The 22,338-nt window shown below is 65.9% G+C and carries 19 protein-coding genes; 10 read left to right on the top strand and 9 right to left on the bottom strand.

Annotated features, from left to right (window positions below; genetic code table 11):
• Positions 1-189: 189 nt before the first annotated feature.
• The 7 genes from ACFDR6_RS06920 (at position 190) to ACFDR6_RS06890 (ending at position 8,980) form a co-directional block, all read left to right on the top strand.
• Positions 190-2,343 carry an ATP-binding protein gene (locus ACFDR6_RS06920; RefSeq protein ID WP_375857831.1) on the top strand — a complete coding sequence of 718 codons (2,154 nt, stop codon included), beginning with the start codon at positions 190-192 and terminating at the stop codon, positions 2,341-2,343.
• Positions 2,344-2,396: 53 nt separating this feature from the next.
• A complete protein-coding gene (locus ACFDR6_RS06915; protein WP_375857830.1) occupies positions 2,397-4,355 on the top strand; it encodes an ABC transporter ATP-binding protein/permease in 1,959 nt (652 codons plus the stop codon).
• A 198-nt stretch (positions 4,356-4,553) separates the two neighbouring features.
• Positions 4,554-5,378, top strand: a complete 825-nt coding sequence (locus ACFDR6_RS06910; protein WP_375857829.1) for an FkbM family methyltransferase — start codon at positions 4,554-4,556, stop codon at positions 5,376-5,378.
• Positions 5,379-5,403: 25 nt separating this feature from the next.
• Positions 5,404-5,790, top strand: a complete 387-nt coding sequence (locus ACFDR6_RS06905) for a VOC family protein (protein ID WP_375857828.1) — start codon at positions 5,404-5,406, stop codon at positions 5,788-5,790.
• A gap of 68 nt (positions 5,791-5,858) precedes the next feature.
• A complete protein-coding gene (locus ACFDR6_RS06900) occupies positions 5,859-6,344 on the top strand; it encodes a pyridoxamine 5'-phosphate oxidase family protein (RefSeq protein WP_317241851.1) in 486 nt (161 codons plus the stop codon).
• Positions 6,344-6,586, top strand: coding sequence for a hypothetical protein (locus ACFDR6_RS06895; protein ID WP_317241850.1), 243 nt, complete (start codon positions 6,344-6,346; stop codon positions 6,584-6,586). Before ACFDR6_RS06900 ends, ACFDR6_RS06895 begins: the two co-directional genes overlap by 1 nt.
• A 186-nt stretch (positions 6,587-6,772) precedes the next feature.
• Positions 6,773-8,980, top strand: a complete 2,208-nt coding sequence (locus ACFDR6_RS06890; protein ID WP_375857827.1) for an OmpA family protein — start codon at positions 6,773-6,775, stop codon at positions 8,978-8,980.
• A 68-nt stretch (positions 8,981-9,048) separates the two neighbouring features.
• Here ACFDR6_RS06890 and ACFDR6_RS06885 read toward each other — a convergent pair whose 3' ends face one another.
• From ACFDR6_RS06885 to ACFDR6_RS06855, 7 genes are all read right to left on the bottom strand, one after another.
• A complete protein-coding gene (locus ACFDR6_RS06885) occupies positions 9,049-10,806 on the bottom strand; it encodes an alkaline phosphatase (protein ID WP_375857826.1) in 1,758 nt (585 codons plus the stop codon).
• A 110-nt stretch (positions 10,807-10,916) separates the two neighbouring features.
• Entirely contained in the window at positions 10,917-12,254 is a 1,338-nt protein-coding gene (gene argG, locus ACFDR6_RS06880; protein ID WP_375857825.1) for an argininosuccinate synthase, read from the bottom strand.
• A 91-nt stretch (positions 12,255-12,345) separates the two neighbouring features.
• Positions 12,346-13,122, bottom strand: a complete 777-nt coding sequence (locus tag ACFDR6_RS06875) for a phosphatase PAP2 family protein (protein ID WP_375857824.1) — start codon at positions 13,120-13,122, stop codon at positions 12,346-12,348.
• A 57-nt stretch (positions 13,123-13,179) separates the two neighbouring features.
• Entirely contained in the window at positions 13,180-13,674 is a 495-nt protein-coding gene (locus tag ACFDR6_RS06870) for a hypothetical protein (RefSeq protein WP_375857924.1), read from the bottom strand.
• Positions 13,675-13,844: 170 nt separating this feature from the next.
• Positions 13,845-15,047, bottom strand: a complete 1,203-nt coding sequence (gene rlmN / locus ACFDR6_RS06865; protein WP_212082360.1) for a dual-specificity RNA methyltransferase RlmN — start codon at positions 15,045-15,047, stop codon at positions 13,845-13,847.
• A gap of 168 nt (positions 15,048-15,215) precedes the next feature.
• Positions 15,216-15,893: an invasion associated locus B family protein gene (locus ACFDR6_RS06860; protein ID WP_317241845.1), complete on the bottom strand. Its 678-nt coding sequence runs from the start codon at positions 15,891-15,893 to the stop codon at positions 15,216-15,218.
• A gap of 107 nt (positions 15,894-16,000) precedes the next feature.
• The gene (locus ACFDR6_RS06855; protein WP_317241844.1) at positions 16,001-16,840 is read right to left on the bottom strand and encodes an SDR family oxidoreductase; all 840 of its coding nucleotides are present in this window, start codon (positions 16,838-16,840) and stop codon (positions 16,001-16,003) included.
• 220 nt (positions 16,841-17,060) lie between these two features.
• On the opposite strand from ACFDR6_RS06855, the gene ACFDR6_RS06850 reads away from it, so the two are divergent.
• Entirely contained in the window at positions 17,061-18,035 is a 975-nt protein-coding gene (locus ACFDR6_RS06850) for an NADPH:quinone oxidoreductase family protein (protein WP_212082382.1), read from the top strand.
• 164 nt (positions 18,036-18,199) lie between these two features.
• On the opposite strand, the gene ACFDR6_RS06845 is transcribed toward ACFDR6_RS06850, so the two are convergent.
• The gene (locus ACFDR6_RS06845) at positions 18,200-18,598 is read right to left on the bottom strand and encodes a YkvA family protein (RefSeq protein ID WP_375857823.1); all 399 of its coding nucleotides are present in this window, start codon (positions 18,596-18,598) and stop codon (positions 18,200-18,202) included.
• A 99-nt stretch (positions 18,599-18,697) separates the two neighbouring features.
• Positions 18,698-18,988 carry a 4a-hydroxytetrahydrobiopterin dehydratase gene (locus tag ACFDR6_RS06840; RefSeq protein ID WP_212082388.1) on the bottom strand — a complete coding sequence of 97 codons (291 nt, stop codon included), beginning with the start codon at positions 18,986-18,988 and terminating at the stop codon, positions 18,698-18,700.
• A 151-nt stretch (positions 18,989-19,139) separates the two neighbouring features.
• Here ACFDR6_RS06840 and ACFDR6_RS06835 point away from each other — a divergent pair, with 151 nt between their 5' ends.
• Positions 19,140-20,585, top strand: a complete 1,446-nt coding sequence (locus tag ACFDR6_RS06835; RefSeq protein ID WP_375857822.1) for a TAXI family TRAP transporter solute-binding subunit — start codon at positions 19,140-19,142, stop codon at positions 20,583-20,585.
• 208 nt (positions 20,586-20,793) lie between these two features.
• The gene (locus ACFDR6_RS06830; protein WP_375857821.1) at positions 20,794-22,335 is read left to right on the top strand and encodes an alkaline phosphatase D family protein; all 1,542 of its coding nucleotides are present in this window, start codon (positions 20,794-20,796) and stop codon (positions 22,333-22,335) included.
• Positions 22,336-22,338: the final 3 nt, after the last annotated feature.

Genomic DNA, 22,338 nt, shown 5'->3' with positions numbered 1-22,338 from the left:
CGCGTCCCGGCCAGACCGGCCGGGACGTTCCGAGATCGCGGTCAATTCGAGTAGAATTTTCCAGTTCGAGTGGATTTCCTCCGACCCGCTGTGCGCGTAAATTTCCGCCTCGCAACCATCGGTTCCAGCATAAGCTGCTTCCTTCCCCGCGCCTGATTCAGCTAAGCTCCCGTCAGGGACGGAGCGACTGTGCAGAGGGCGCAACGCAATTCGCTAAGACTGTTGCAGTGGATGATGGCGGCATCCCTGGCGCTGCCGATTGCTCTGTTCGCCATTGCCGCAACGATCTCCTACACATCAACCCGCGACATCGCCGACCGGGAAATCGAGCGCACGCTCGACGTCGTGCATGAGCACGCACTCAAGGTGTTCGAGACCATCGACCGCAGCCTTGCCGAGCTCAACGAAGTGGTCCGCGGCCTTTCCGACGACACCATCCGCGCGCGCGAGCCGGCGCTGCACCGCCGCCTGAAGCGGCTGACCGATTCGCTGCCGCAGCTCAAATCGGCCTGGATCTTCGATGCGGACGGAAAAGCGCTGGTCAACAGCCTCGTCTCACCGCCGCCGGCGTTGGGCTTTGCGGACCGCGATTATTTCTACGCTCATGTAGACCAGAGCATCGGCACGTTCATCGGCAGCGCCCTGACGCCGCGTCCGCCCTATCAGGGCGCGCGCTTCTTCGGGGTGAGCCGCCGCCGCGATTCCGACGACGGCAGCTTCATCGGGGTGATCCAGGCCTCGGTCCTCCCCGAATATTTCGACAGTTTCTATGCGCGCATTGGCACGGATACCGGCAGCTTCTTCGCGATGGGACGCACCGACGGCGGGATGCTTGCGCATTTCCCGCGGCTCGACCGCGACCTTCGGCTCGATCCGACCGGAGCGGTCGGCCGGGAAATCGCGGCGCGGCCCGAGCATGGCCTCATCACCGTCGCCTGGCCGTCGGACGGGATCGAGCGCCGCATCGGCTACCGGCGCGTCTCGGAATACCCGATCTATGTCAGCGCCGGGCTCGATACCTCGGCGATCCGCGCGCGCTGGCTCGCCACCATCGGCCAGCATCTGGTGTTCGGCATTCCCGCCACCGCACTTCTGTTTCTGCTGCTGGCGCTGGCATTGCGGCGTACCCAGCACCTTCAGGCCGAAGCCGCAAGGCGGCGCGAGGCCGAGGAGGCCCTCAAGCATAGCCAGCGCCTGGAGGCGCTCGGACAGCTCACCGGCGGCGTCGCGCACGATTTCAACAATCTGCTGACGGTGATCCGCGCCTCGGTCGACCTGTTGAACCGGCCGCAACTGACGGAGGAGCGGCGCCAGCGCTACATCACCGCCATTGCAGACGCCGTCGTCCGCGCGGCCAAGCTGACCTCGCAGCTGCTCGCCTTTGCGCGGCGCCAGACCCTGAAGCCGGAGGTGTTCGACGTCGGCGAACGGATGCAGGCGCTGCACGACATGCTTGCGCCCCTGCTGGGGCCGGCGATCGAGATCGCCATGCGCCTGCCGACGGAGCCTTGCCTGGTCCGTGCCGACGCCGGCCAGTTCGAGACGGCGCTGATCAACATGGCGACCAACGCGCGCGATGCCATGCAGGGCAAGGGCAGAATCACCTTCCAGGTCGGGCCCGCGACGACGGTTCCGGACACGCTGGCCGGTGCCTCGGGCAGCCGGATCCCGGGACACCATGGCTTCGTCAGCGTGACCGTCAGCGACACCGGCATCGGCATTCCCGCCGCCCGGCTCGAACGCATCTTCGAGCCGTTCTTCACCACCAAGCAGGTCGGCCACGGCACCGGCCTCGGCCTGTCCCAGGTGTTCGGCTTCGCCCGGCAATCCGGCGGCGAGGTGACGGTCAAGAGCGAGGTGGGGCACGGCAGCACCTTCTCGCTCTATCTGCCGAGCGTGGCGCCGGACCTGCTGCCGCAGCGCCAGGCGCCCAACACGGCGCCAGCGGTGACCGGCAGCGGCATGTCGGTGCTGGTGGTCGAGGACAATATCGAGCTCGCCAATTTCGCCGCCGATGGTCTCACCGAGCTCGGCTACAGCATCACGCTGGTCGACAATGCCACCGACGCGCTCGCCGAGCTCGTCGTCGACGCCGATCGCTTCGACGTCGTGTTCTCGGACGTCGTCATGCCCGGGATGACCGGGCTCGATCTGGCGCAGGCCATCCGCGACCGCAGCATCGAGGTGCCGGTCGTGCTGACCACGGGCTACAGTCAGGCGCTGTCACAGGATGGCGTGGCCGGCTTCGATCTCGTGCAAAAGCCCTATTCGATCGAGGAATTGTCGCGCATTCTGCATCGGGCGGCCCGCATCCGGCGCGTCCGGGATGGCGCGGCCGAGTGATCCGGCGATCGGAACTGATGGGAACCGTTTGATTTCCCTTGCGTTGTCCGCTCATGAACAAGCGGGCCGCAAAGCGCGAACAGATCGAGAAGCCGCCCATTATCGAGATCAAAGGCGAGAACGGCGATGACGTGGCAGCGCCGCCTCCGGAGCTGCTCGAGCCCGATCCCGAACTGTCACCCGAGGAGGCCGAGCAGGTCCGCAAGGATTACCTGCTGACGCGTTTCTGGATCAGCGCACGCGGCTTCTGGGGACGAAGGGGCGACCGCCTTGCCTGGCCGCTCACGATCGGCCTCGGCCTGCTGATCGTCCTGACCGTCGGCTTCCAATACGGCATCAATGTCTGGAATCGCGCGATCTTCGACGCCATCGAGCAGCGCAACGCGGCCAGCGTCTTCCATCTCACCGCAATGTTCTTTCCGCTTGCGATCGGCAGCATCGTGCTCGCCGTCGCACAGGTGTTCGCGCGCATGGGCATCCAGCGGCGCTGGCGCGCCTGGCTCACGGCGAGCGTGCTGACGCGGTGGCTCGCGAATGGACGCTACTATCAGCTCAACCTCGTCGGCGGCGATCACGGGAATCCAGAATACCGGATCGCCGAGGATCTGCGCATCGCGACCGACTCCCCCGTCGATTTCGTCGCCGGCGTGACGGCCGCGCTGCTGTCGGCTGCGACCTTCATCGTCGTGCTCTGGACCATCGGCGGCGCGCTGACCGTGACGCTCGGCGGCTCCAGCATCACCATTCCCGGCTTCCTCGTGATCGCCGCGATGCTCTATGCCGCGATCGCCTCGGGCTCCATCCTGGTGATCGGCCGGCGCTTCGTGCAGGTCTCCGAGAACAAGAACCAGGCCGAAGCCGATTTCCGCTACACGCTGACGCGCGTGCGCGAGAACGGCGAGAGCATCGCACTGCTCGGCGGCGAGGAGGAAGAGCGCGGCGGCATCGACCGCAACTTCAGCAGCGTGCTGCGGCAATGGGCGCGGCTCGCCGGCCAGCACATGCGCACCACGCTGGTGTCGCAAGGGTCGAGCCTCGTTGCGCCCGTGGTCCCTCTCCTGCTCTGCGCGCCGAAATTCCTCGACGGCAGCATGACACTCGGGCAGGTGATGCAGGCGGCCTCCGCCTTCACCATCGTGCAGAGCGCGTTCGGCTGGCTGGTCGACAACTATCCGCGGCTTGCCGACTGGAACGCCTGCGCGCGCCGCATCGCCTCGCTGATGATGTCGCTCGACGGCCTCGAGCGCGCCGAACAGGGCGACGGTCTCGGCCGCATCAAGCGCGGCGAGACCGGCAATGACGCCATGCTGGAGCTGAAGGATCTCTCGGTCACGCTCGACGACGGCACTGCCGTGGTCGGCGAGACCGAAGTGGTGATCGAGCCGGGCGAGCGGCTGCTGGTTGCCGGTGAATCCGGCACCGGCAAGAGCACGCTGGTGCGCGCCATCGCAGGGCTGTGGCCCTGGGGCGGCGGCAGCGTCAATTTCCATCCCGACCGGCGCTTGTTCATGCTGCCGCAGCGGCCTTACGTGCCCTCCGGCTCGCTGCGCCGTGCGGTCGCCTATCCCGGCGCCGCCGACCATTGGACCGTGGACGAGATCGGCGAAGCCCTGCACAAGGTCGGGCTCGATCATCTCAAGGAGAAGATCGAGGAGGAGGGTCCATGGGACCAGACCCTATCAGGCGGCGAGAAGCAGCGCCTCGCCTTCGCGCGGCTGTTGCTGCACAACCCCGACATCGTCGTGCTGGACGAAGCGACCTCCGCGCTCGACGAGAAGAGTCAGGACAAGATGATGAAGATGGTCACCGACGCGCTGCCGAGGGCGACCATCGTCAGCGTGGCGCATCGTGCCGAATTGGAGGCCTTCCACAGCCGCAAGATCGTGCTGGAGCGGCGCAAGGGCGGCGCCAAGCTCGTCAGCGACATCGACCTGATCCCACGCAAGGGCAGGCGCAAGCTGCTCGGGCGATTCCTGCGGCAGCGGAAGGCAGGGAAGAAGACGGCAGCCTGACTCTCTCCTCGTCGTCCCGGACAAGCGCGCTATAAGCGCGCGCAGATCCGGGATCCATACCCGCAGGGAGGCGTTTGGCGCCTTCGCGGGGACGACACCGGGATCGTGGCTCGCTTCGCGCCCCCGGGGGCGACACTGAAATTGTGGCGTCAATCAAAACCGGCTATGCATGCGCCGCTTGCAACGAGGATCGCCTGCGTGACGACCGACAATACCCCTTCGTCCGCGCCATTCGGCGCGTTTGCGCCGAATGCGGCGCAGGCCGCGATCATCCGCTTCGTGCAGCGATCAGGACTTAAGCGCGGCGCGTTCCGGCCGTGGATGTCGCGGCTGGTCAATCTGCTGCGCGGCGGCCCGGTCGACCTGCAATATCAGGGCGCCTCGTTCCGTCTGTATCACCAGGGCAGCGCGACCGAGCGCGGTGCGCTGTTCAATCCCGATTACAATCTCGACGAGCTCGACTTCCTCCGCCAGCACACTCCGGCGGGTGGCGTGTTCGTCGATGTCGGCGCCAATGTCGGCACGTTTGCGCTGGTGATGGCGCAACAGGTCGGCACCACGGGCAAGGTGGTCGCGATCGAGCCGCATCCGATGACGTTTGCCCGGCTCTCCTTCAATCAGGCCGCATCGAAAGCGGCGCAGGTGCGCCTGGTGCAGGCGGCAGCCGGTGACAGCGACGGCGAGCTGATGATCGAGAGCGGAGGCGGCAATCTCGGCGCCACCCACGTCGTCACCGGCACGGCCAGCGCCGACGCGATCAAGGTGCCGTCGCTCCGCCTGACGCGTATCCTCGACGAGGCCGGCGTCGGCCAAGTCGATTCGCTCAAGATCGACGTCGAGGGTTTCGAGGACCGCGTGCTGATCGGCTTTTTCCGCGACGCATCGCCATCGCTGTGGCCGCGCGCGGTGGTGATCGAGCACCTGTCACAAAAGGATTGGCAGCAGGATTGTATCGCCGACATGGTCGCGCGCGGCTTCACGATCGCGCGCAAGACGCGGAGCAATACGTTCCTGTCACGCTGACGAGAACGAACAATGGAGGCCAGCGATGATTGATCATTTGGGTTTTTCCGTCTCCGACTATGAGCGCGCCAAGGCGTTCTACGCCAAGGCGCTGGCGCCGCTCGGCTACGGCCTGATCATGGAAGTCACGGCGGAGCAGACCGGCCACGCTGCAGCCGCCGGATTCGGCGCCAACGGCAAGCCCGATTTCTGGTTCGGCGGCGAAGGCGCGATGAACAAGCCGGTGCATATCGCGATCGCGGCCAAGGACCGCGCCACGGTGGACGCTTTCTACAAGGCGGCGATCGCGGCCGGCGGACGCGACAACGGCGCGCCCGGGATCCGCCCGCATTATCATGCGAACTATTACGGCGCCTTCGTGCTCGATCCCGACGGCCACAACATCGAGGCCGTCTGCCACGCGCCGGAATAAGGCCGGGATTCCGGCAGGAACCTCGTTCCCGGCAGGCCGTTATCGTCTCTTGCAACAAGGAGTACGATATGGCCAACGACAATGCCCGCGACGTCGATCGCGCCTGGGAGCTGATGAAGAAAATCGGCTTCGCGATGCTCGTGACGCGCGACGGCGACAAGCTGCGCGCACGGCCGATGAGCGCTCATCTCGAACGTGACGCAAACGCGATTTTCTTCCTGACCGACGCGCGAAACCACAAGGATGAGGAGATTGCACGCTATCCATCCATCAATTTGTCCTTCGCTGATGCGGCTAGCCAGAAGTACGTGTCTTTGACAGGGACGGCCGCCGTCTCCAACGACCGTGCGAAGATCAAGGAGCTGTTTTCGACGCCGGCCAAGGCGTGGTGGGACAGCGCCGAGGACCCCAACATCCGCGTGCTCAAGATCACACCCGACGATGCCGAGTTCTGGGATTCGCCAGGCACGGTGATCTCTTATGTGAAAATGGCAGCTGCGGCGGTGACGAACACACGCCCCGACATCGGCGAGAACCGCAAGGTCTCGATGTGATGCCGATCGAGCCGCCCGAGATTCCTCCGTCGACACCGGGCACGCCCACCGAGCCTCCGCCGGGAATTCCACCCGGCAATCCGCAGCCCGAAATCACGCCGCCGGTGCGCGAGCCCGGCGAATCTCCGCGGCCCGACGAATTGCCGGGCCGCATGCCTGAAGAGATTCCATCGCGCGGGCCGAACGGTCCGCTCACGCCCAACCCCGCGACGGACGCGATGCCGACGCGGGATCACATGTGAAGCGAGCCATCACATCTGAGGCGATTGCAACCGACGCCTGAATGCGCAATGAACGTCATCATAGTGAGCCGATTTCCGTGCAGAAATAAATCGGGCCGCGACCGCTTCGCCCGCCACAATGCGGCCTAACGCGTAGCCGTTCATCACGACACTTCGTCAAAGAACCTTCCGGGGAAGTTCACCACCATGACCAACCTTCGTTTCGTGCTGCTTGCAACGACGGCTCTGACCGCGATGCAATTCGCAAGCTCCGCATCGCATGCGCAAACTGCGCCGCTCGTTGTCGCCCAGGGCCAGCCAGAAGCCGGGCCCGACGGAAGACCGAAGCAGCCTCCGAAGGGACCGCCTGCGGCCGCCCCGCCTGCAGGACCCGCGCGGCCGGCCCCGCCGCCTGCCGCTGCACCGCCCGCCGCGCCTCCGCCGGCAGCCGCACCGCCACGCCCAGCAGCTCCGCCCCCGCCGCCTCCGCCCGCGGCTCGTCCGGCTCCGCCGCCGCCACCCCCGCCGCCCGCTGCTCCGAAGCAGCCTGCGCCACCGCCGGCCGCCGCGCCGCAGCAGCATTCTCCACCCGCCGCACGCCCGGCTCCCACGCCGCCGGCACCGCCCCCCGCCGCGGCTCCGCAGCAGCGTACGCCTCCCGCGCCGGCGCCTGCCGCGCGCCCGAGCCCGACGCCCCCTCCGCCTCCGCCGCCGCCCGCAGCGGGTCCTGCAGGACGGCCGGCGCCCGTGCCGACGGCGACGCCGCCTGCTCCGACAGCCGCGCCACCAGCGCGTCCGGACGCACCTGCGCCGGCGACCACGCCTGCACCGGCGACATCTCCCGCACCGACCGCGACCCCGGCGCCCGGCAGCACGCCCGCCGCACCGCCGCCGGGCCGTCCGGGTGCGCCACCGCCCGGCGGACGTCCCGGCACGCCTCCGGCTGCGGGATCACCGACGCCGGCTCCCGGCCCTGCGGCCGCTCCGACGACCACGCCGGCCCCCGGCAGCACACCGACACCGCCGCCCGGACGTCCCGGTGCAGCACCGACACCTGCTCCAGGTGCAACGCCGGCTCCCGGCGCCGCGCCCGCTCCGACGGCCACGCCGGCCCCCGGCAGCACGCCGACACCGCCGCCCGGACGTCCCGGTGCCGGACCGACACCCGCTCCAGGTGCGACGCCCGCTCCGGGACAACAGGGCGCATCACCGCCTGCCGGCGGGCCCGCTGCCGGAGCTCCGCCCGCAGCACCGCAGGCCGGCGCCCCGGCCCGACCGCCGGCACCTCCCGCCGGCGTCGCAGCGCCGTCGATCGTCCCCGGTTCGGCGGCCGCAACGTCGCCGCCGGACAGAGCACAATACAGACCGCCGACAATTGCCCCGGCCTTCCGCGCCGCGCCGACGGTCGTAGCACCCTTGCCGCCGCCCCCCCGTCCGCAGCAGCGTGACCTGACGCCGCTCGCGATCGGTGCAGGCGTGGTAGCCGGTGTCGTGGTCGGCGCGACCATCGCCGACATCCACAACCAGCGACGCGAGAGTATCGAAGGCGGCCGCACCATCTACACCGAGCCGGATCGCATCATCGTCCGCGATCCGGGCGGGCAGGCCTATGTCCGCGGCAACGATCTCTATCGCTTCCGCTACGGCGCCCGCGACATCCGCACCGATACCGTCGGCGGCGAGACGCGCACTGTCGTGATACGTCCCGACGGCAGCGAGATCGTCACGGTGGTCGGCGCCGATGGCCGACTCCTGCGCCGAATCCGCAGGGACCCGCGCGGACGCGAGCTCGTGATCATCGACAACAGCTACCGCGATCCGCGGGCGGTCGGCGGCTTCTATGTCGACGTGCCGCCGCCGGTGGTCAGCATCCCCTATGATCGCTACATCGTCGCCGCCCAGGACGCGTCGCCGCAGGTGATCTACGAAACGATGCGGGCCCCGCCGGTTCAACGGATCGATCGACGCTACTCGCTCGACGAGATCCGCTACAGCCCGAATGTTCGCATGCAGATGCCGAGCATCGACGTCAACACGATCGTCTTCGAGACCGGATCGTGGACTATCCCGCCCGACCAGGCGGCGCGGTTGCAGGTGATCGCCGACGGTCTCAACCAGGCGATCCAGGCCAATCCGCAAGAGGTGTTCTTGATCGAAGGACACACCGATGCGGTCGGCAACGAAGTCGACAATCTGTCGCTGTCCGACCGCCGCGCGCAGGCCGCTGCCGAATTGCTCACCCAGCAGTTCGGCGTGCCCGCAGAGAACCTGACGTCGCAGGGCTATGGCGAGCAGTACCTGAAGGACCAGACGCCGGGACCGAGCGCGATCAACCGACGGGTTACCATCCGCAACATCACGCCGTTGCTCAACGGCGGCCAAGCCAACGCGGCACCGCCTCCGCCGCGCCAGTAAAACCTTCGCAACGAGAAGATGGCCGGGAGCGATCCCGGCCATTTTTGTTTGATGCTCGTGTCGCCGCGTTATTGCGCGGCGGCAAGCCCGAGCGCATCGGCTATGACGCGGAACACCTCGGTATTGTCCATCGAGCCCTGCACGCGCTCGCTGCCCGGTCCGGTCGCGGTCAGGATGACGTCCTCGCCCGAATGTACGCTGGCGCCGATCATCGCCGATAGATTGCCCGGCCGCAGCACCGCGCCTGGCACATCCTTGTATTTGTCGTTGGCCTTGAACGTCCCGTCGTCGCCGGCCTTCACGGTCGGCTCATTGGGACTGTCCAGCTTCGGGCGGAACGTCTCGTAGTGATCCGGCAGGCTGGCCGAGAAGATGGCGAGCCGGCGACTGACATCGACGCGTGACGGATAGCCTTCCGCATCCGGCGCCGGGTAATTGGGAAACCCGGCCTTGTCGTAGACGCCGACGCGCTCGCGCAAGGGAACATTGGGCGTCGTGCCCATGTCGTCATTCACCGTGCCGACGAGACTGTTGGGATGATTGTGGTCGGCCGCCACCAGGATGAGGGTGTCGTCGCCACGCGCGCGCCCCCATTCACGTGTCTGACGCACCGCGTTGTCGAGCATGATCGTGTCGTAGACGGCGCGCTCCATGTCGAGCAGATGCGCATATTTGTCGATCATTCCGGACTCGACCATCAGGAAGAAGCCGGCTTCGTTCTTCGAGAGGATGTTCAGCGCTGCCTGCACCTGCTCGGTCAGATCAGGCTGCTCAGGGAATTTCTTGACGCCGCCGCCCTTCAGAAATTTGCGATCGAGCACGCCATCCATGTTGCCGGTGGCAAACAGGCCGAGCAGCTTGCTGGTCTCCGGCTTTGCGGCAGAGGCGCTGAGCTCCCTCGCGGTCGTCGCGATCTGGTAGCCTGCGTCACGAAACTTCGCGATGTAGTCGGTCTCGTCCTTGCGCTTCGAGCCGGCAGCCGACTTCGGCATGAAGTTCGCGCTGCCGCCGCCCATCAGCACATCCGGCTTCGCCGCGAACAACTGTTCGACGATCTCGTCATAGGCGGCGCGGCGGCGGGTGTGCGCGACCATCGCGGCCGGCGTCGCGTCTTCGACCTCGGTGTTGGTGACGATGCCGATCGCCATGCCCGCCCGCCGCTTGGCAAGGCTGGTGATGGTTTCGACCTTGGGGTCGTCGAACGCACTCAAGGAGCGGTCCGCATAGACGCCCATGGCGTTGACGGCGCTCTTGTGCCCGGTCGCATAGGCGCTGGCCGAGTTCGCGGAATCCGTGATGATCGAGTCGGAGCCGGCGGTCGCCACCAGCGCCATATGAGGCATGTCGTCGATGGCGAGCTTGCCGCGGCTCTTGCCCTCCGAAATCCCCTTGGACAGGATTCGGGCTGCGACCCGATGCGCCGGCGACATGCCGTCACCGATGAACAGGATGACGTTCTTCGCCTTGCGCGGGCCCGTGTCGAAGACCGTCCATGTGACGCTGCGCTGGCGCGTGCCGTCGCTCACCTCCACGGCAATGCTGCCCGGCCTGGTCAGCGTGACGTCGCGCAGGATCAGGGCCGACTGCTCCTTGCCGTCCTCGCGCTCGGTGAATGTGCCGGAACGGCCGAACGCGGTCGCATAATCGGCGCCGTTCACCGTCACCTTCAACTTGGCCGGATCGACCAGTCCGGGCAGCTCGACCTTGAAGTCGAATCGCGCTCCGGCCAGGATCTCTGCGCGATCGATCGGATAGATAGTCTGTGCCGACGGTGACGTCGTCCAACAGACGACCATGAGAGAAGCGACTACCGATTTCTTGACCATGCGCGATGCTCCGCAATCCCGTTTCGATAGGGAGCGTAGCGATCGAGGATGACACCGTCATTAAGCTCGTAGCTCCGTCGGCTCCATCCGGGGTTAGAGCACTCGCAGCCTCAACCCTTGTCGCTCTCCAGCCGGAAGATCTGCGAGCCTTCGCTGCCCGACAGCAGGCCGGTGTCGCTATAAAGCTTCAGCTTGGTGCGGGTATCGGCGATGTCGAGATTGCGCATGGTGAGCTGGCCGATGCGGTCGGCCGGCGAGAACGAGGCGTCCTCGACCTTCTCCATGCTGAGCCTTTCCGGCGCATAGGTGAGGTTCGGGCTCTCGGTGTTGAGGATCGAGTAGTCGTTGCCGCGGCGCAGCTCGAACGTGACTTCACCGCTAACGGCGCGCGCGACCCAGCGCTGCGCGGTCTCGCGCAGCATCAACGCCTGCGAGTCGAACCAGCGGCCCTGATAGAGCAGCCGGCCGAGGCGCATGCCGCTGATGCGGTACTGCTCGATGGTGTCCTCGTTGTGGATGCCGGTGACGAGACGCTCATAGGCGATGTGGAGCAGCGCCATGCCGGGCGCCTCGTAGATGCCGCGGCTCTTGGCCTCGATGATGCGGTTCTCGATCTGGTCGCTCATGCCGAGGCCGTGACGTCCGCCGATCGCGTTGGCTTCCAGGAACAGCGCGACGGGATCGGAGAAGGTCTGGCCGTTCAGCGCCGTGGGCTGGCCTTCCTCGAACCGCACCACGACCTTCTCGGCCTTGACGTTGCAGTCGTCGCGCCAGAACGGCACGCCCATGATCGGGTTGACGATCTTGATACCGCTGTCGAGGCTTTCGAGATCCTTGGCCTCGTGCGTGGCGCCAAGCAGATTGCTGTCGGTCGAATACGCCTTCTCGGCGCTCATCTTGTAGGCGAAGCCCTGCGCGGTCATGAACGCCGACATTTCGGCGCGGCCGCCGAGCTCGTCGATGAACTGCTGGTCGAGCCAGGGCTTGTAGATCTTCAGGCCGGGATTGGTGAGCAGGCCGTAACGGTAGAAGCGCTCGATGTCGTTGCCCTTGAAGGTCGAACCGTCGCCCCAGATGTTGACGCCGTCCTCCTTCATCGCCGCGACCAGCATCGTGCCGGTGACGGCACGGCCGAGCGGCGTGGTGTTGAAATAGGTGATGCCGCCGGTCGAGATGTGGAAGGCGCCCGACTGGATCGCGGCGATGCCTTCATGGACGAGCTGCGTTCGGCAATCGACCAGCCGCGCATTCTCGGCGCCGAACTCCATCGCCTTGCGCGGAATCTCGTTGTAGTCGGCCTCGTCGGGCTGGCCGAGATTGGCGGTGTAGGCGTAGCAGCGCGCGCCCTTCTGCTTCATCCAGAGCAGCGCCGCGGAGGTGTCGAGGCCGCCCGAAAAAGCGATGCCGACTTTCTCACCCTTGGGCAGGCTTTTCAGGATCGTGGTCATGGCGCTTCCAATCGGGTCTCAAGGGCGGGTGTCAGGGCGGTTTGACCGCGCGAATATCAAATTTCGCAGGGCTGGGCACGCATTTAATGGCTCAAACCGACGGCTCGGGGTCGGTCTTGCGGCCGAACAGGCGCCGGCGGAGCCGGTAGGCGGGCATGTTCAGCCGGGTCAGGGCGGCATCCACGGCCTCGTCTGAAAACCGCGTTCGCGGCCAGCGGTAGATCATCGCATAGGCGAACCAGATCACGACGAAGGTGACGAGGCCGGCGATCGCCACGTCGGTGAAGAAGTGCCCGCCGAAGGCCATGCGCAGCCCGCTCGTCACGGCGCCAAAGATGACTGCTCCGGCATAAGCGAGCGGGCGCCATGGCGGCGGCGCGAGCGCGGCCGGCGCCAGCGTCCAGAACGCGGTCGCGCCCTCGCCCGAGAAAAACGAGCAGTTGCGCGCGCAGCCGCCGCGCGGGTCCCACCACGGCACGAATTGCTGGTCGCCGGCGAACTGCGTCACCACCACCGGGCGTGGCCGGCCCCAATAGGTCTTGAAGGTGAGGTTGGTGAGAATGCCGGCCGACAGAATGATCGTGACCAGCAGGAACACGATCGCGCGCCCGGAGACCAGCAGCGGCCGGTCGGGCCGGATCATCTTGACCACGAGCGCGACGAGCGACGGCAGCACGAAGGCCCAGGCGACCCACATCGCCGCATCGCGCGCGAAGTTGGCCCAGCCGTTCAGCTTGAGCGGAAACGTCCTGGTCTCGGGGTCGAAGAACAGCGACGCCAGCTTGAGATCGAGCTCGGGATAGAGGCCGAAAACGACGCCGATCACGAGCCACAGCGCCAGGGCGATGAGAAGTCCGGTCCGGTTCATGGCGCGCGGTTTAGCGGAGTGGGGAGTAGATGAAAACCCCGGGCGGAGGCAACAATGTCACCGCGCATCCGGCCGCGAATTGGACGGCAGTGGCGGGGGCGGTTTGCGCGGAGGTAGCGGCTCGCGCCAGGCGCCGGCGTTGCGGCCGGCAATCAGCCAATAGACCATCCCGGCGGCGATACCTGCGCCCGTCATGATCTCCAAATGACGGCGCACGATGCCCTCGAACTGGAACGTATCGGGGTGAAAGGGAACGAGGCCGAGATAGCAGGCAAGCCCGACGAGGCCGCCGCCGACGGCATAGGCGAGCGCGCTGCGGATGTAGAGCGCCTCGGTGATCGCGACGATCACCGCCGCCGGAACCAGCGAGAAGCCCGAGACGAAGATGAAGCCGAAGCCGAGCAGGATATCGATCGTGCCTTGGTCGACGGGACCGGCGCCGAGATCGGCGAATTCCGGGAATAGCAGCGCCATGACGACGATCATGCCGCCGACGAAGCAGGCGGCGAGAAAGCCGATGAAGATGACGACGAGGCGGCCGATCAGGGACATGGCGCCCAAACCATTGCTGCCGTCATTGCGAGCCACCCGGTCCCTCCTCCGGCGGGCCGGATGACAGGCTCCGCGAAGCAATCCAGAGATGCGTCCGCGGACGCAGCCTGGATCGCTTCGTCGCTGCGCTCCTCGCAATGACGAGGTTGCGACGGCGCGAGCATGGCAGACTAATCCGTCATCGCCATGGCGCGCAGCGCCTGGCGCTCCCTGGCCGAGAGCTTTTCGGTTTCCGACTTGAGCTGGCCGCAGGCGGCGAGGATGTCGCGGCCGCGCGGGGTGCGGACGGGCGAGGAATAGCCGGCGTTGAAGATGTATTCGGAGAATTTTTCGATCTGGTCCCAGTCCGAACATTCATAGGCCGTGCCGGGCCAGGGGTTGAACGGGATCAGATTGATCTTGGCGTGAACGCCCTTGAGCAGCTTCACCAGCAGCTTTGCATCATCGAGCGAATCGTTGACGCCCTTCAGCATCACGTATTCGAAGGTGATGCGCCGCGCGTTCGACGCGCCGGGATAGTCGCGGCAGGCCTGCAGCAGCTCCTTGATCGGATATTTGCGGTTGAGCGGCACCAGCTCGTTGCGCAATTCGTCGCGCACCGCATGCAGCGAAATCGCGAGCATGACGCCGATCTCCTCGCCGGCGCGCACGATGTTCGGCACCACGCCCGAGGTCGACAGCGTGATGCGGCGGCGGGAGATGCCGATGCCTTCATTGTCGCCGACGATCAGCAGCGCATCGCGCACCGCGTCGAAATTGTAGAGCGGCTCGCCCATGCCCATCATCACGATGTTGGTGACGCGGCGCGTGCCGTCCTCGCGATCGGCCCAATCGTTCAGGCGATCGCGCGCGACCATCACCTGCCCCACGATCTCGCCGGCGGTGAGATTGCGCACCAGGCGTTGCGTGCCGGTGTGGCAGAACGAGCAGTTCAGGGTGCAGCCGACCTGCGAGGAGACGCAGAGCGTGCCACGATCGGTCTCGGGTATGTAGACGCACTCGACTTCGTGCGCTTTCTGGAGATTGTCGCCGCTCGGCAAACGCAGCAACCATTTGCGGGTGCCGTCGTTCGAAATCTGCTCGGCCACGACCTCGGGCCGGTCGACGGTGAAATGCTGCGCGAGCTCGGCGCGAATGCCCTTCGAGATCGAGGTCATGTCGTCAAAGCTCTGGGCACCCCGGAAGTAGAGCCAGTGCCACAGCTGCTGTACCCGCATCTTGCGCTGCGCCGGCGCCACGCCGATCTCGCCGAGGCGATCGGCAAGCTCGCTGCGCGACAGGCCGATCAGCGAGGGCTTTGCCGGCGGCACATAGGTTTCAAGCGGAGTCTTCTCCACCAATGTCGTGTTGTGCGGCTCGGCAGTCGGTTGCATTGAATGGACCTGATTAGGGGGTCGTTCCGGGGCGATGCGAGCATCGAACCCGGAACCTCAAGATTCCGGGTCTGGTCCGTCGGACCATCCCGGAATGACGGAAAAACCTGGAACTGCCTCTATATAGCAATCAGAAACTTCGATTGCGACCGCGGCTATTATTTAGCCTTACCGCCGGCAATCCTGGGCGATCTTGTCCAGCGCCTGGGCAAGTCCCTTTAGCGAGAAGGTATCGGTCGTCTCGGTGCCCTTGGCCGAGACGCCCTTGACGACCAACTCGGCGGATTTGCGCATGGCCTCGACCATCCGCTCCTCCTCGGCCGCGTTCTTGATCCAGAGGCCGTCGCCCTGCGTGTACATCGCGAAGGCGGCGCCGCCGACCTCGGCCGACGATTCCGAGCCCGGCTTCAGCGCATAGCCGATCATGACCGAGACTTCGTTGTTGACCTTCTCCGCCGGGCGGGTCGAGACGAAGGCATAGGCGGGATCGCGTGGCCGATTCGGCGGGTTGGTCTTCGACGACGAGGGTTTTGCCAACGCGAAGCAGACTTTCTTGCCATTGGGCGTCGCCGAATAGGCGCCCCAGGTGCCGAACTGGCCGATCAAGGTCGGCTCCGCACCGCCCGCAACTGCCGCGGGCGGGGCCGCTGGCTTGCTCTCGGGCTTTGGAGCCGACTTCGCAGCCGCGGGGGCCGCCGGTGCGGCCGATTTCGGTGCAACCTCTTTTGGAGCAGACTCCTTTGGAGCAGGCTTGGGCGCCGGTTGTGCCGTCTGCGCCCGCGCGGAATCGGCGATACCCCCGGCTGCGACGCCAGTCATCAAAGCTAAAATCAGCACCCGCCACATGCTGGAGTGGTTCCCTCAATATTGTGACTGGAAGATGGCCCGGCCGCGCGTTGTCCCCGTGGCAGGGATAGCGGGGAAAGTCCAATTTGGGAAGGCAGTTAGCAGTATCAGCCTTTGGATCGCGCGGCACGCTGCCCGGCCCATTGCGCGTCGGTCCAGCCGAGCAAATCCTCGGCGCCGGAACTGCGCAGATGCGCGCCACCGTCGATGACGACCATCTCGCCATTGACGTAACCGGCGCGGTCCGAGACCAGGAAGCTGGCGAGATCGGCAAGCTCGCTGTGCTCGCCCGTACGTCCCAGCGGATTGCGCGCGGTCCAGGCTTCGTCACGGCCTTCGGGGCGGAGCTGCCCGGACGCGCCCGCGGTCGGGAACGGACCCGGCGCGATGGCGACGGTGCGGATGCCTTTCGGCCCCCATTCCACCGCAAGACTTTTGGTCATCGCCAGCAGCGCCGATTTCGCCATCGCCGACGGCACGGTGAAAGCGCGCCCAGTGATGGTCGAGGTCGAGAGGATCGAGAGCACGACGCCGCCATGCTTGCCTTCGATCCATCGCCTGCCGGCGGCGAGCGTGCAATACATGGCACCATGCAGCGTCGGCGCCAGGATTGCATCCGCGGCGCGGAACGAGAGGTGCTCGCTCTGCGCGATGAAGGTCGCGGCGGCGTTGTTGACGAGGATGTCGAGCGGTGCCTCACGCCAGATCTGATCCATCATGTCCTCGACCGCGACACCGTCGCGGATGTCGCAGGCGATCGCCGTGATCTTGCCGCCGGTCTCCTCGCGCATCTCGTCCGCGGTCGCTTCGAGCCGATCGAGCTTGCGGCCACAGATCACGAGCTCGGCGCCGAGCGCGAGGAAGCGTCGCCCCATCGCGGCGCCAAGGCCCGAACCGCCGCCGGTGACGAGAATGCGCTTGTTCTTGAGCAGGCTCGTTTCAAACATCGTTTGATTCCTCGCTGTCTTGCGCGCTCCGTCATTGCAAGCGCAGCGACGCAATCCGGAATCCGCCCGGCGGAAATAGTGTGGATCGCTTCGCTTGCGCTCGCAATGACGAGGATAGGGCGATCATAGCGTCCAGCAAAGAATCCGGATTGTCGGGCCGCACTAAATCCGGCAAAACCGGGCCAACTATAATTCCACTCGAAACGCCCAAGGTGCCGTCATGAAAGCCATCCTCTGCTCGCAATATTGCCAGCCTGACGATCTCGTGCTGACCGAGGTGCCGGATCCGGTGGCCGGTCCCGGCGAAGCGGTGATCGCGATCAAGGCGGCAGCGCTGAACTTCTTCGACCTCCTGATGATCCAGGGCAAGTACCAGATCAAGCCGCCGTTCCCGTTCTCACCGGCCGCGGAAGTCGCGGGTGTGATCGAGAGCATCGGTCCCGGCGTCACCGATCTGAAAGTCGGCGATCGCGTCGTCGCATCCTGCGGCCACAACGGCGCGCGTGAGAAGATCGCGCTGCCTGCCGCGTCGATCGTGAAGATCCCCGACAATCTCGACTACGACCGTGCCGCCGGCATCATCATCATCTACGGCACCGCGCTGCATGCGCTGGAAGATCGCGCCAGCCCCAAGCCGGGCGAGACGCTCGCGGTGCTGGGCGCTGCCGGCGGCACCGGCCTTGCCGCCTGCGAGCTCGGCAAGCTGATGGGCTTGAAGGTGATCGCCTGCGCCTCGTCGGACGAGAAGCTCGAATTCGCGAAAGCGCATGGCGCCGAGCTGACGTTGAACTACGCCAAGGAGGATCTGAAGGAAGGTCTGCGCAAGCTCACGGGCGGCAAGGGCGTCGACATCATCTTCGATCCGGTTGGTGGTGCCTATGCCGAGCAGGCGCTGCGCTCGATCGCCTGGGAAGGCCGCTTCCTCGTCATCGGGTTCGCTGCGGGCGACATTCCGAAGATGCCGCTGAACCTCGCGCTGCTGAAGGGCTGCGACATCCGCGGCGTGTTCTGGGGCGCATGGACGCGGCAGAATCCGGAAAAGAACCGCGCCAATCTCGAGAAGCTCGTGAAGTGGACGGCCGAGGGAAAGATCTCATCGCATGTCGATCGCACCTTCCCGCTGGCCCAGACCGCGGACGCGTTGAAGGTGCTCGCGGGACGCCAGGCCATGGGCAAGGTGATCCTGCATCCGTGAGGATGTGAGAGGGGCGCTCGCCCCAAGCTGACTGTCGTCGCCCGGCTTGACCGGGCGACCCAGTATTCCAGAGACTTTGGTGATTACGCCGGGAAGCCGCGGCGTACTCGAAGCCGCGGTCAAGCCGGGGCATGACCGGGTGGGTGTGGTTGAATCCGCTCCTGCTACACGGCTTCGGCGTCCACTTCCGAGTCCCGCTCACCCAACCCCCGCTTCAGCGCCGCGCGGGCGGCCTCGCGATGCTCGGCCGTGATGTGGCCGGCAACCATGCGGATGGCGGTGGCGAGCACGGCTGCGTCATCGGCGAAGCCGAGGATCGGCATCACATCCGCAACGAAGTCGAGCGGCAGGATGAAGTAAGCGATCGCCCCGAGCAGCGAGGCCTGGACGTGACGCGGCGTCTGCCGATCGAACGCGCAGTAATAGGCAGCAAGCAAATCTTCAGCGAAAGGCAGATGCGCGGCGACATGCTTCAGCTTGCGCCAGAAGCGGCGGCGCACGCTCTCGCGATCCTCTGCGAGCCGATCGGCCGGCTCGAAACCGACGCTGTGTTCGGCAGCCATGTTCGACAAACTCCCCGTTCAGCCCCGGCGACGGATCGCCACGTTCGGGCTGATCACAAAGATGGGGATGTAGCCGACCGCTGCAAGATGTCAGCCGATTCAGCCTGCGATCGCGTTCATGGTCTTGGCCAGCGCGATGTCGAGCTCTGTGACGCCGCCGGCATCGTGGGTCGACAGCACCACCTCCACCGTCTTGTAGACGTTGCGCCATTCGGGGTGGTGATCCATCTTCTCGGCGACCAGCGCGGCGCGGGTCATGAAGCCGAACGCCTCGTTGAAATCCTTGAAGATAAAGGTCTTCCCGATGGCATCCCGGCCCTGAACCTCACGCCAGCCAGGTAGTCCGCTGAGCGCCTGCCTGCGCGCCTCCGCCGAGAGCCGTTCTGCCATGGTCGTCTCCGTCCTTCAGGGAACTTTACCCTAACACCGTCCCGACGCCCCCGGGTTCAATGGGATTTTCCTCCTCCGCTAACCATGACGGAGATGTAACCCCGCCGGACAAGAAATTTGCTACACTTGTGGGCGTAAATCGCCGGCCACGATGAAACTGAGCCTGAAGCGCCTGTTTGGGAGATCGATGACCGGGGGATTGGACCTGGCCGAAGCGCCCCCTCCGCCTTCGCCGCGATCCGCGGCGCGGAAAACCGCGCTCGTGACTCTTGCGCTCGTGCTTGCGATCATCGGCGCGCTCGCCGGCGGCTATTACTTCGCGATGCGGCCGGTGACGCTGAAGATCGCGGTCGGTCCCGCCAACAGCGACGACGTCAGGGTCGTCCAGGCACTGACGCAGGCCTTCACACAGACCAAGAGCCAAGTGCGGCTCCGGCCGATCCAGACCGATGGCGCGACCGCTAGCCGCGATGCGCTGGCGGAAGGCAAGGTCGATCTCGCCATCGTGCGCGGCGATCTCGATGTGCCCAAGAACGCGCAAGCGGTCGCGACCCTGCGCAAGAACGTCGCGGTGCTGTGGTCCGTCCCGGGCAAGGCCAAGAAGCGGGGTCCGAAGATCACCAAGATCTCGCAGCTCGCCGGCCATCGTATCGGGGTGGTCGGCCGCACCCAGGCCAACGTCAATCTGCTCAAGGTGATCCTGCAGCAATACGGCGTCGATCCCGCCAAGGTCGAGATCGTGCAATTCCCGGCCAACGAAGTCGCCGAGGCGATCAAGTCCCAGAAGGCCGACGTCTATCTCGCCGCCGGCCCGGTCAACAGCAAGATCACGGCGGATGCAATCGCCGCCTCCATCAAGGATTTCGGCGCGCCCAGCTTCCTCGCGATCGATTCGGCGGACGCGATCGCGCAGAACCATCCGGTCTACGAAGCCTCCGAGATTCCAGCCGGCACCTATGGCGGCTCGCCCGCCCGCCCGGAGGAGGAGGTCAAGACCATCAGCTTCTCGCACCACGTCGTGGCACGCAAAGGCGTGTCCGAAACCACCATCGCGGCCTTCACGCGCCAGCTCTTCGCCGTGCGTCACCAATTGGTGACGGAATTTCCGCTCGCGGCGAAGATCGAAACGCCCGACACCGACAAGGATGCCGTGATCCCCGTGCATCCCGGCGCGGCCGCCTTCGTCGACGGCGAGGAAAAGACCTTCCTCGACAAGTACAGCGATTACATCTGGTGGAGCCTGATGGCATTGTCCGCCATGGGTTCGATCGGTGCCTGGTTCGCGGGCTATCTGAAGAAGGACGAGCGCGACAACAACAACCATCAGCGCGAACGCCTGCTCGACATGATCGCCGCCGCACGCAAATGCGAGACGACCGAAGAGCTCGACCAGATGCAGACAGAGGCCGACGAGATCCTGCGCGACACGTTGCGCTGCTTCGATCACGGCGCGATCGAGGAGGCCGCGCTCACCGCCTTCAACATCGCGCTCGACCAGTTCCACGCCGCCGTCGCCGACCGCAAGGCAGTGCTGTTCAGCCTGCCCCAGAACCTGCAGCGCGCGGGCGCGCAGTTCAGGGCCGCCGGCAACGCCTGAGCGCTTGCCCGCGTAATCGCTGCGTCACATTGCCTCACTATAGCTTCCGTCATTCCGGGGCGATGCGAAGCATCGAACCCGGAATCCATCGCGCCGCATTCGCGAGGAGACATGGATTCTCAGGTGCGCAATTGCGCACCATAGCTCGCGCTACCCGCGCCCCGGAATGACGGTCTCTTCTGCAAGCTCGGATTTGGAGCCAACCTCCATGGACTTCCCATTCTCGCGTCGCCGCTTCCTCGCCACCGGCGCCGGCGCGCTCGGCACGATCGCGATGCCTTATCTGTCGCGCGCGGCCGACCGGCCGGCGGTCACTCATGGCGTCCAGTCGGGCGACGTCACCGTCGACGGCGGCGTGGTGTGGGCGCGTACCGACCGACCCGCGCAGATGCTGGTCGAGGTGGCGACGACTGACACGTTCAGGGATGTCCGCGCGCTGCCGCCGATCGCGGCGCTGCCCGAGAGCGATTTCACCGCAAAGATGCTCCTCGAAAACTTGCCGGCCGGACAGGACATCTTTTACCGCGTCCGCTTCCGCGATCTCTCGCACAGCGCGATCGAGGGCGAGGCGGTTGTCGGCCGTTTCCGCACCGCGCCGGCCGATCGCCGCGATGTCAGCTTCGTCTGGGGCGGTGACGTCGCCGGCCAGGGCTGGGGCATCAACCCTGACGACGGCGGCATGGTCACCTTCTCGGCGATGCGCAAGCACCGGCCGGACTTCTTCCTGCATTCCGGCGACACCATCTATGCCGACGGCCCGATTGCCTCCGAGGTGAAGCTCGCAGACGGCAATATCTGGAAGAACGTCACCATCCCCGAGAAGGCCAAGGTCGCCGAGACGCTGGACGAGTACCGCGCCGCGCACAAATACAATCTCACCGACGCCAATCTCCGCGCCTTCAATGCCGAGGTGCCGATCTTCGTGCAGTGGGACGACCACGAGGTGACCAACAACTGGTCGCTGTCGAAGGAGTTGCCCGCCGCCTACAAGGAGCGCGACATCGCGCTGCTCGCCGCGCGCGGCGCGCGCGCCTTCCACGAGATGTATCCGCTGCGCGAGAGCATCACTGAGCCCGGCCGGGTCTATCGCCAGATCTCCTACGGCCCGCATCTGGACGTGTTCGTGCTCGACGAGCGCAGCTATCGCGGCCCGAACGGTCCCAATGTCGAAACCGCTTACGGCCCCGCGAGCCATTTCCTCGGCCCGGACCAGATCGCCTGGCTCAAGCGCGGCCTGCTCAATTCGCGCGCGACCTGGAAGGTGATCGCCTCCGACATGCCGCTCAGTCTCATCGTGTCGGACACGCCGAAGGGCGGCTCGGAAGCAATCGCGCAGGGCGACGGCCCAGTGCACGGTCGCGAGTTCGAGATCGCCGACATCCTTCGCTTCATCAAGATGGCGCCGATCAGCAACATCGTGTGGCTGACCGCCGACGTGCACTATGCCGCCGCGCATTATTACGATCCGAACAAGGCGCAATTCCAGGAGTTCGAGCCGTTCTGGGAATTCGTCTCGGGCCCGCTGCATGCCGGCACTTTCGGTCCGAACGCGCTCGACAACACCTTTGGACCCGAGGTGCGCTTCGTCAAGGCGCCGGGCCAGGACAGCCAGAACCTGCCGCCATCCGCCGGCATGCAGTTCTTCGGCCACGTCAAGATCGACGGCGCCTCCGGCCAGATGATCGTGACATTGCGCGACCGTGCCGATGTCGCGCTGTGGTCGACGACGCTCGACCCGAAACCTGCCTGAACG

Source organism: Bradyrhizobium tunisiense (assembly GCF_042263385.1).
Classification (GTDB): Bacteria; Pseudomonadota; Alphaproteobacteria; order Rhizobiales; family Xanthobacteraceae; genus Bradyrhizobium; species Bradyrhizobium tunisiense.
The sequence above is the reverse complement of the archived record's forward strand: the minus strand, read 5'-3'. Positions and strand labels throughout refer to the sequence as shown.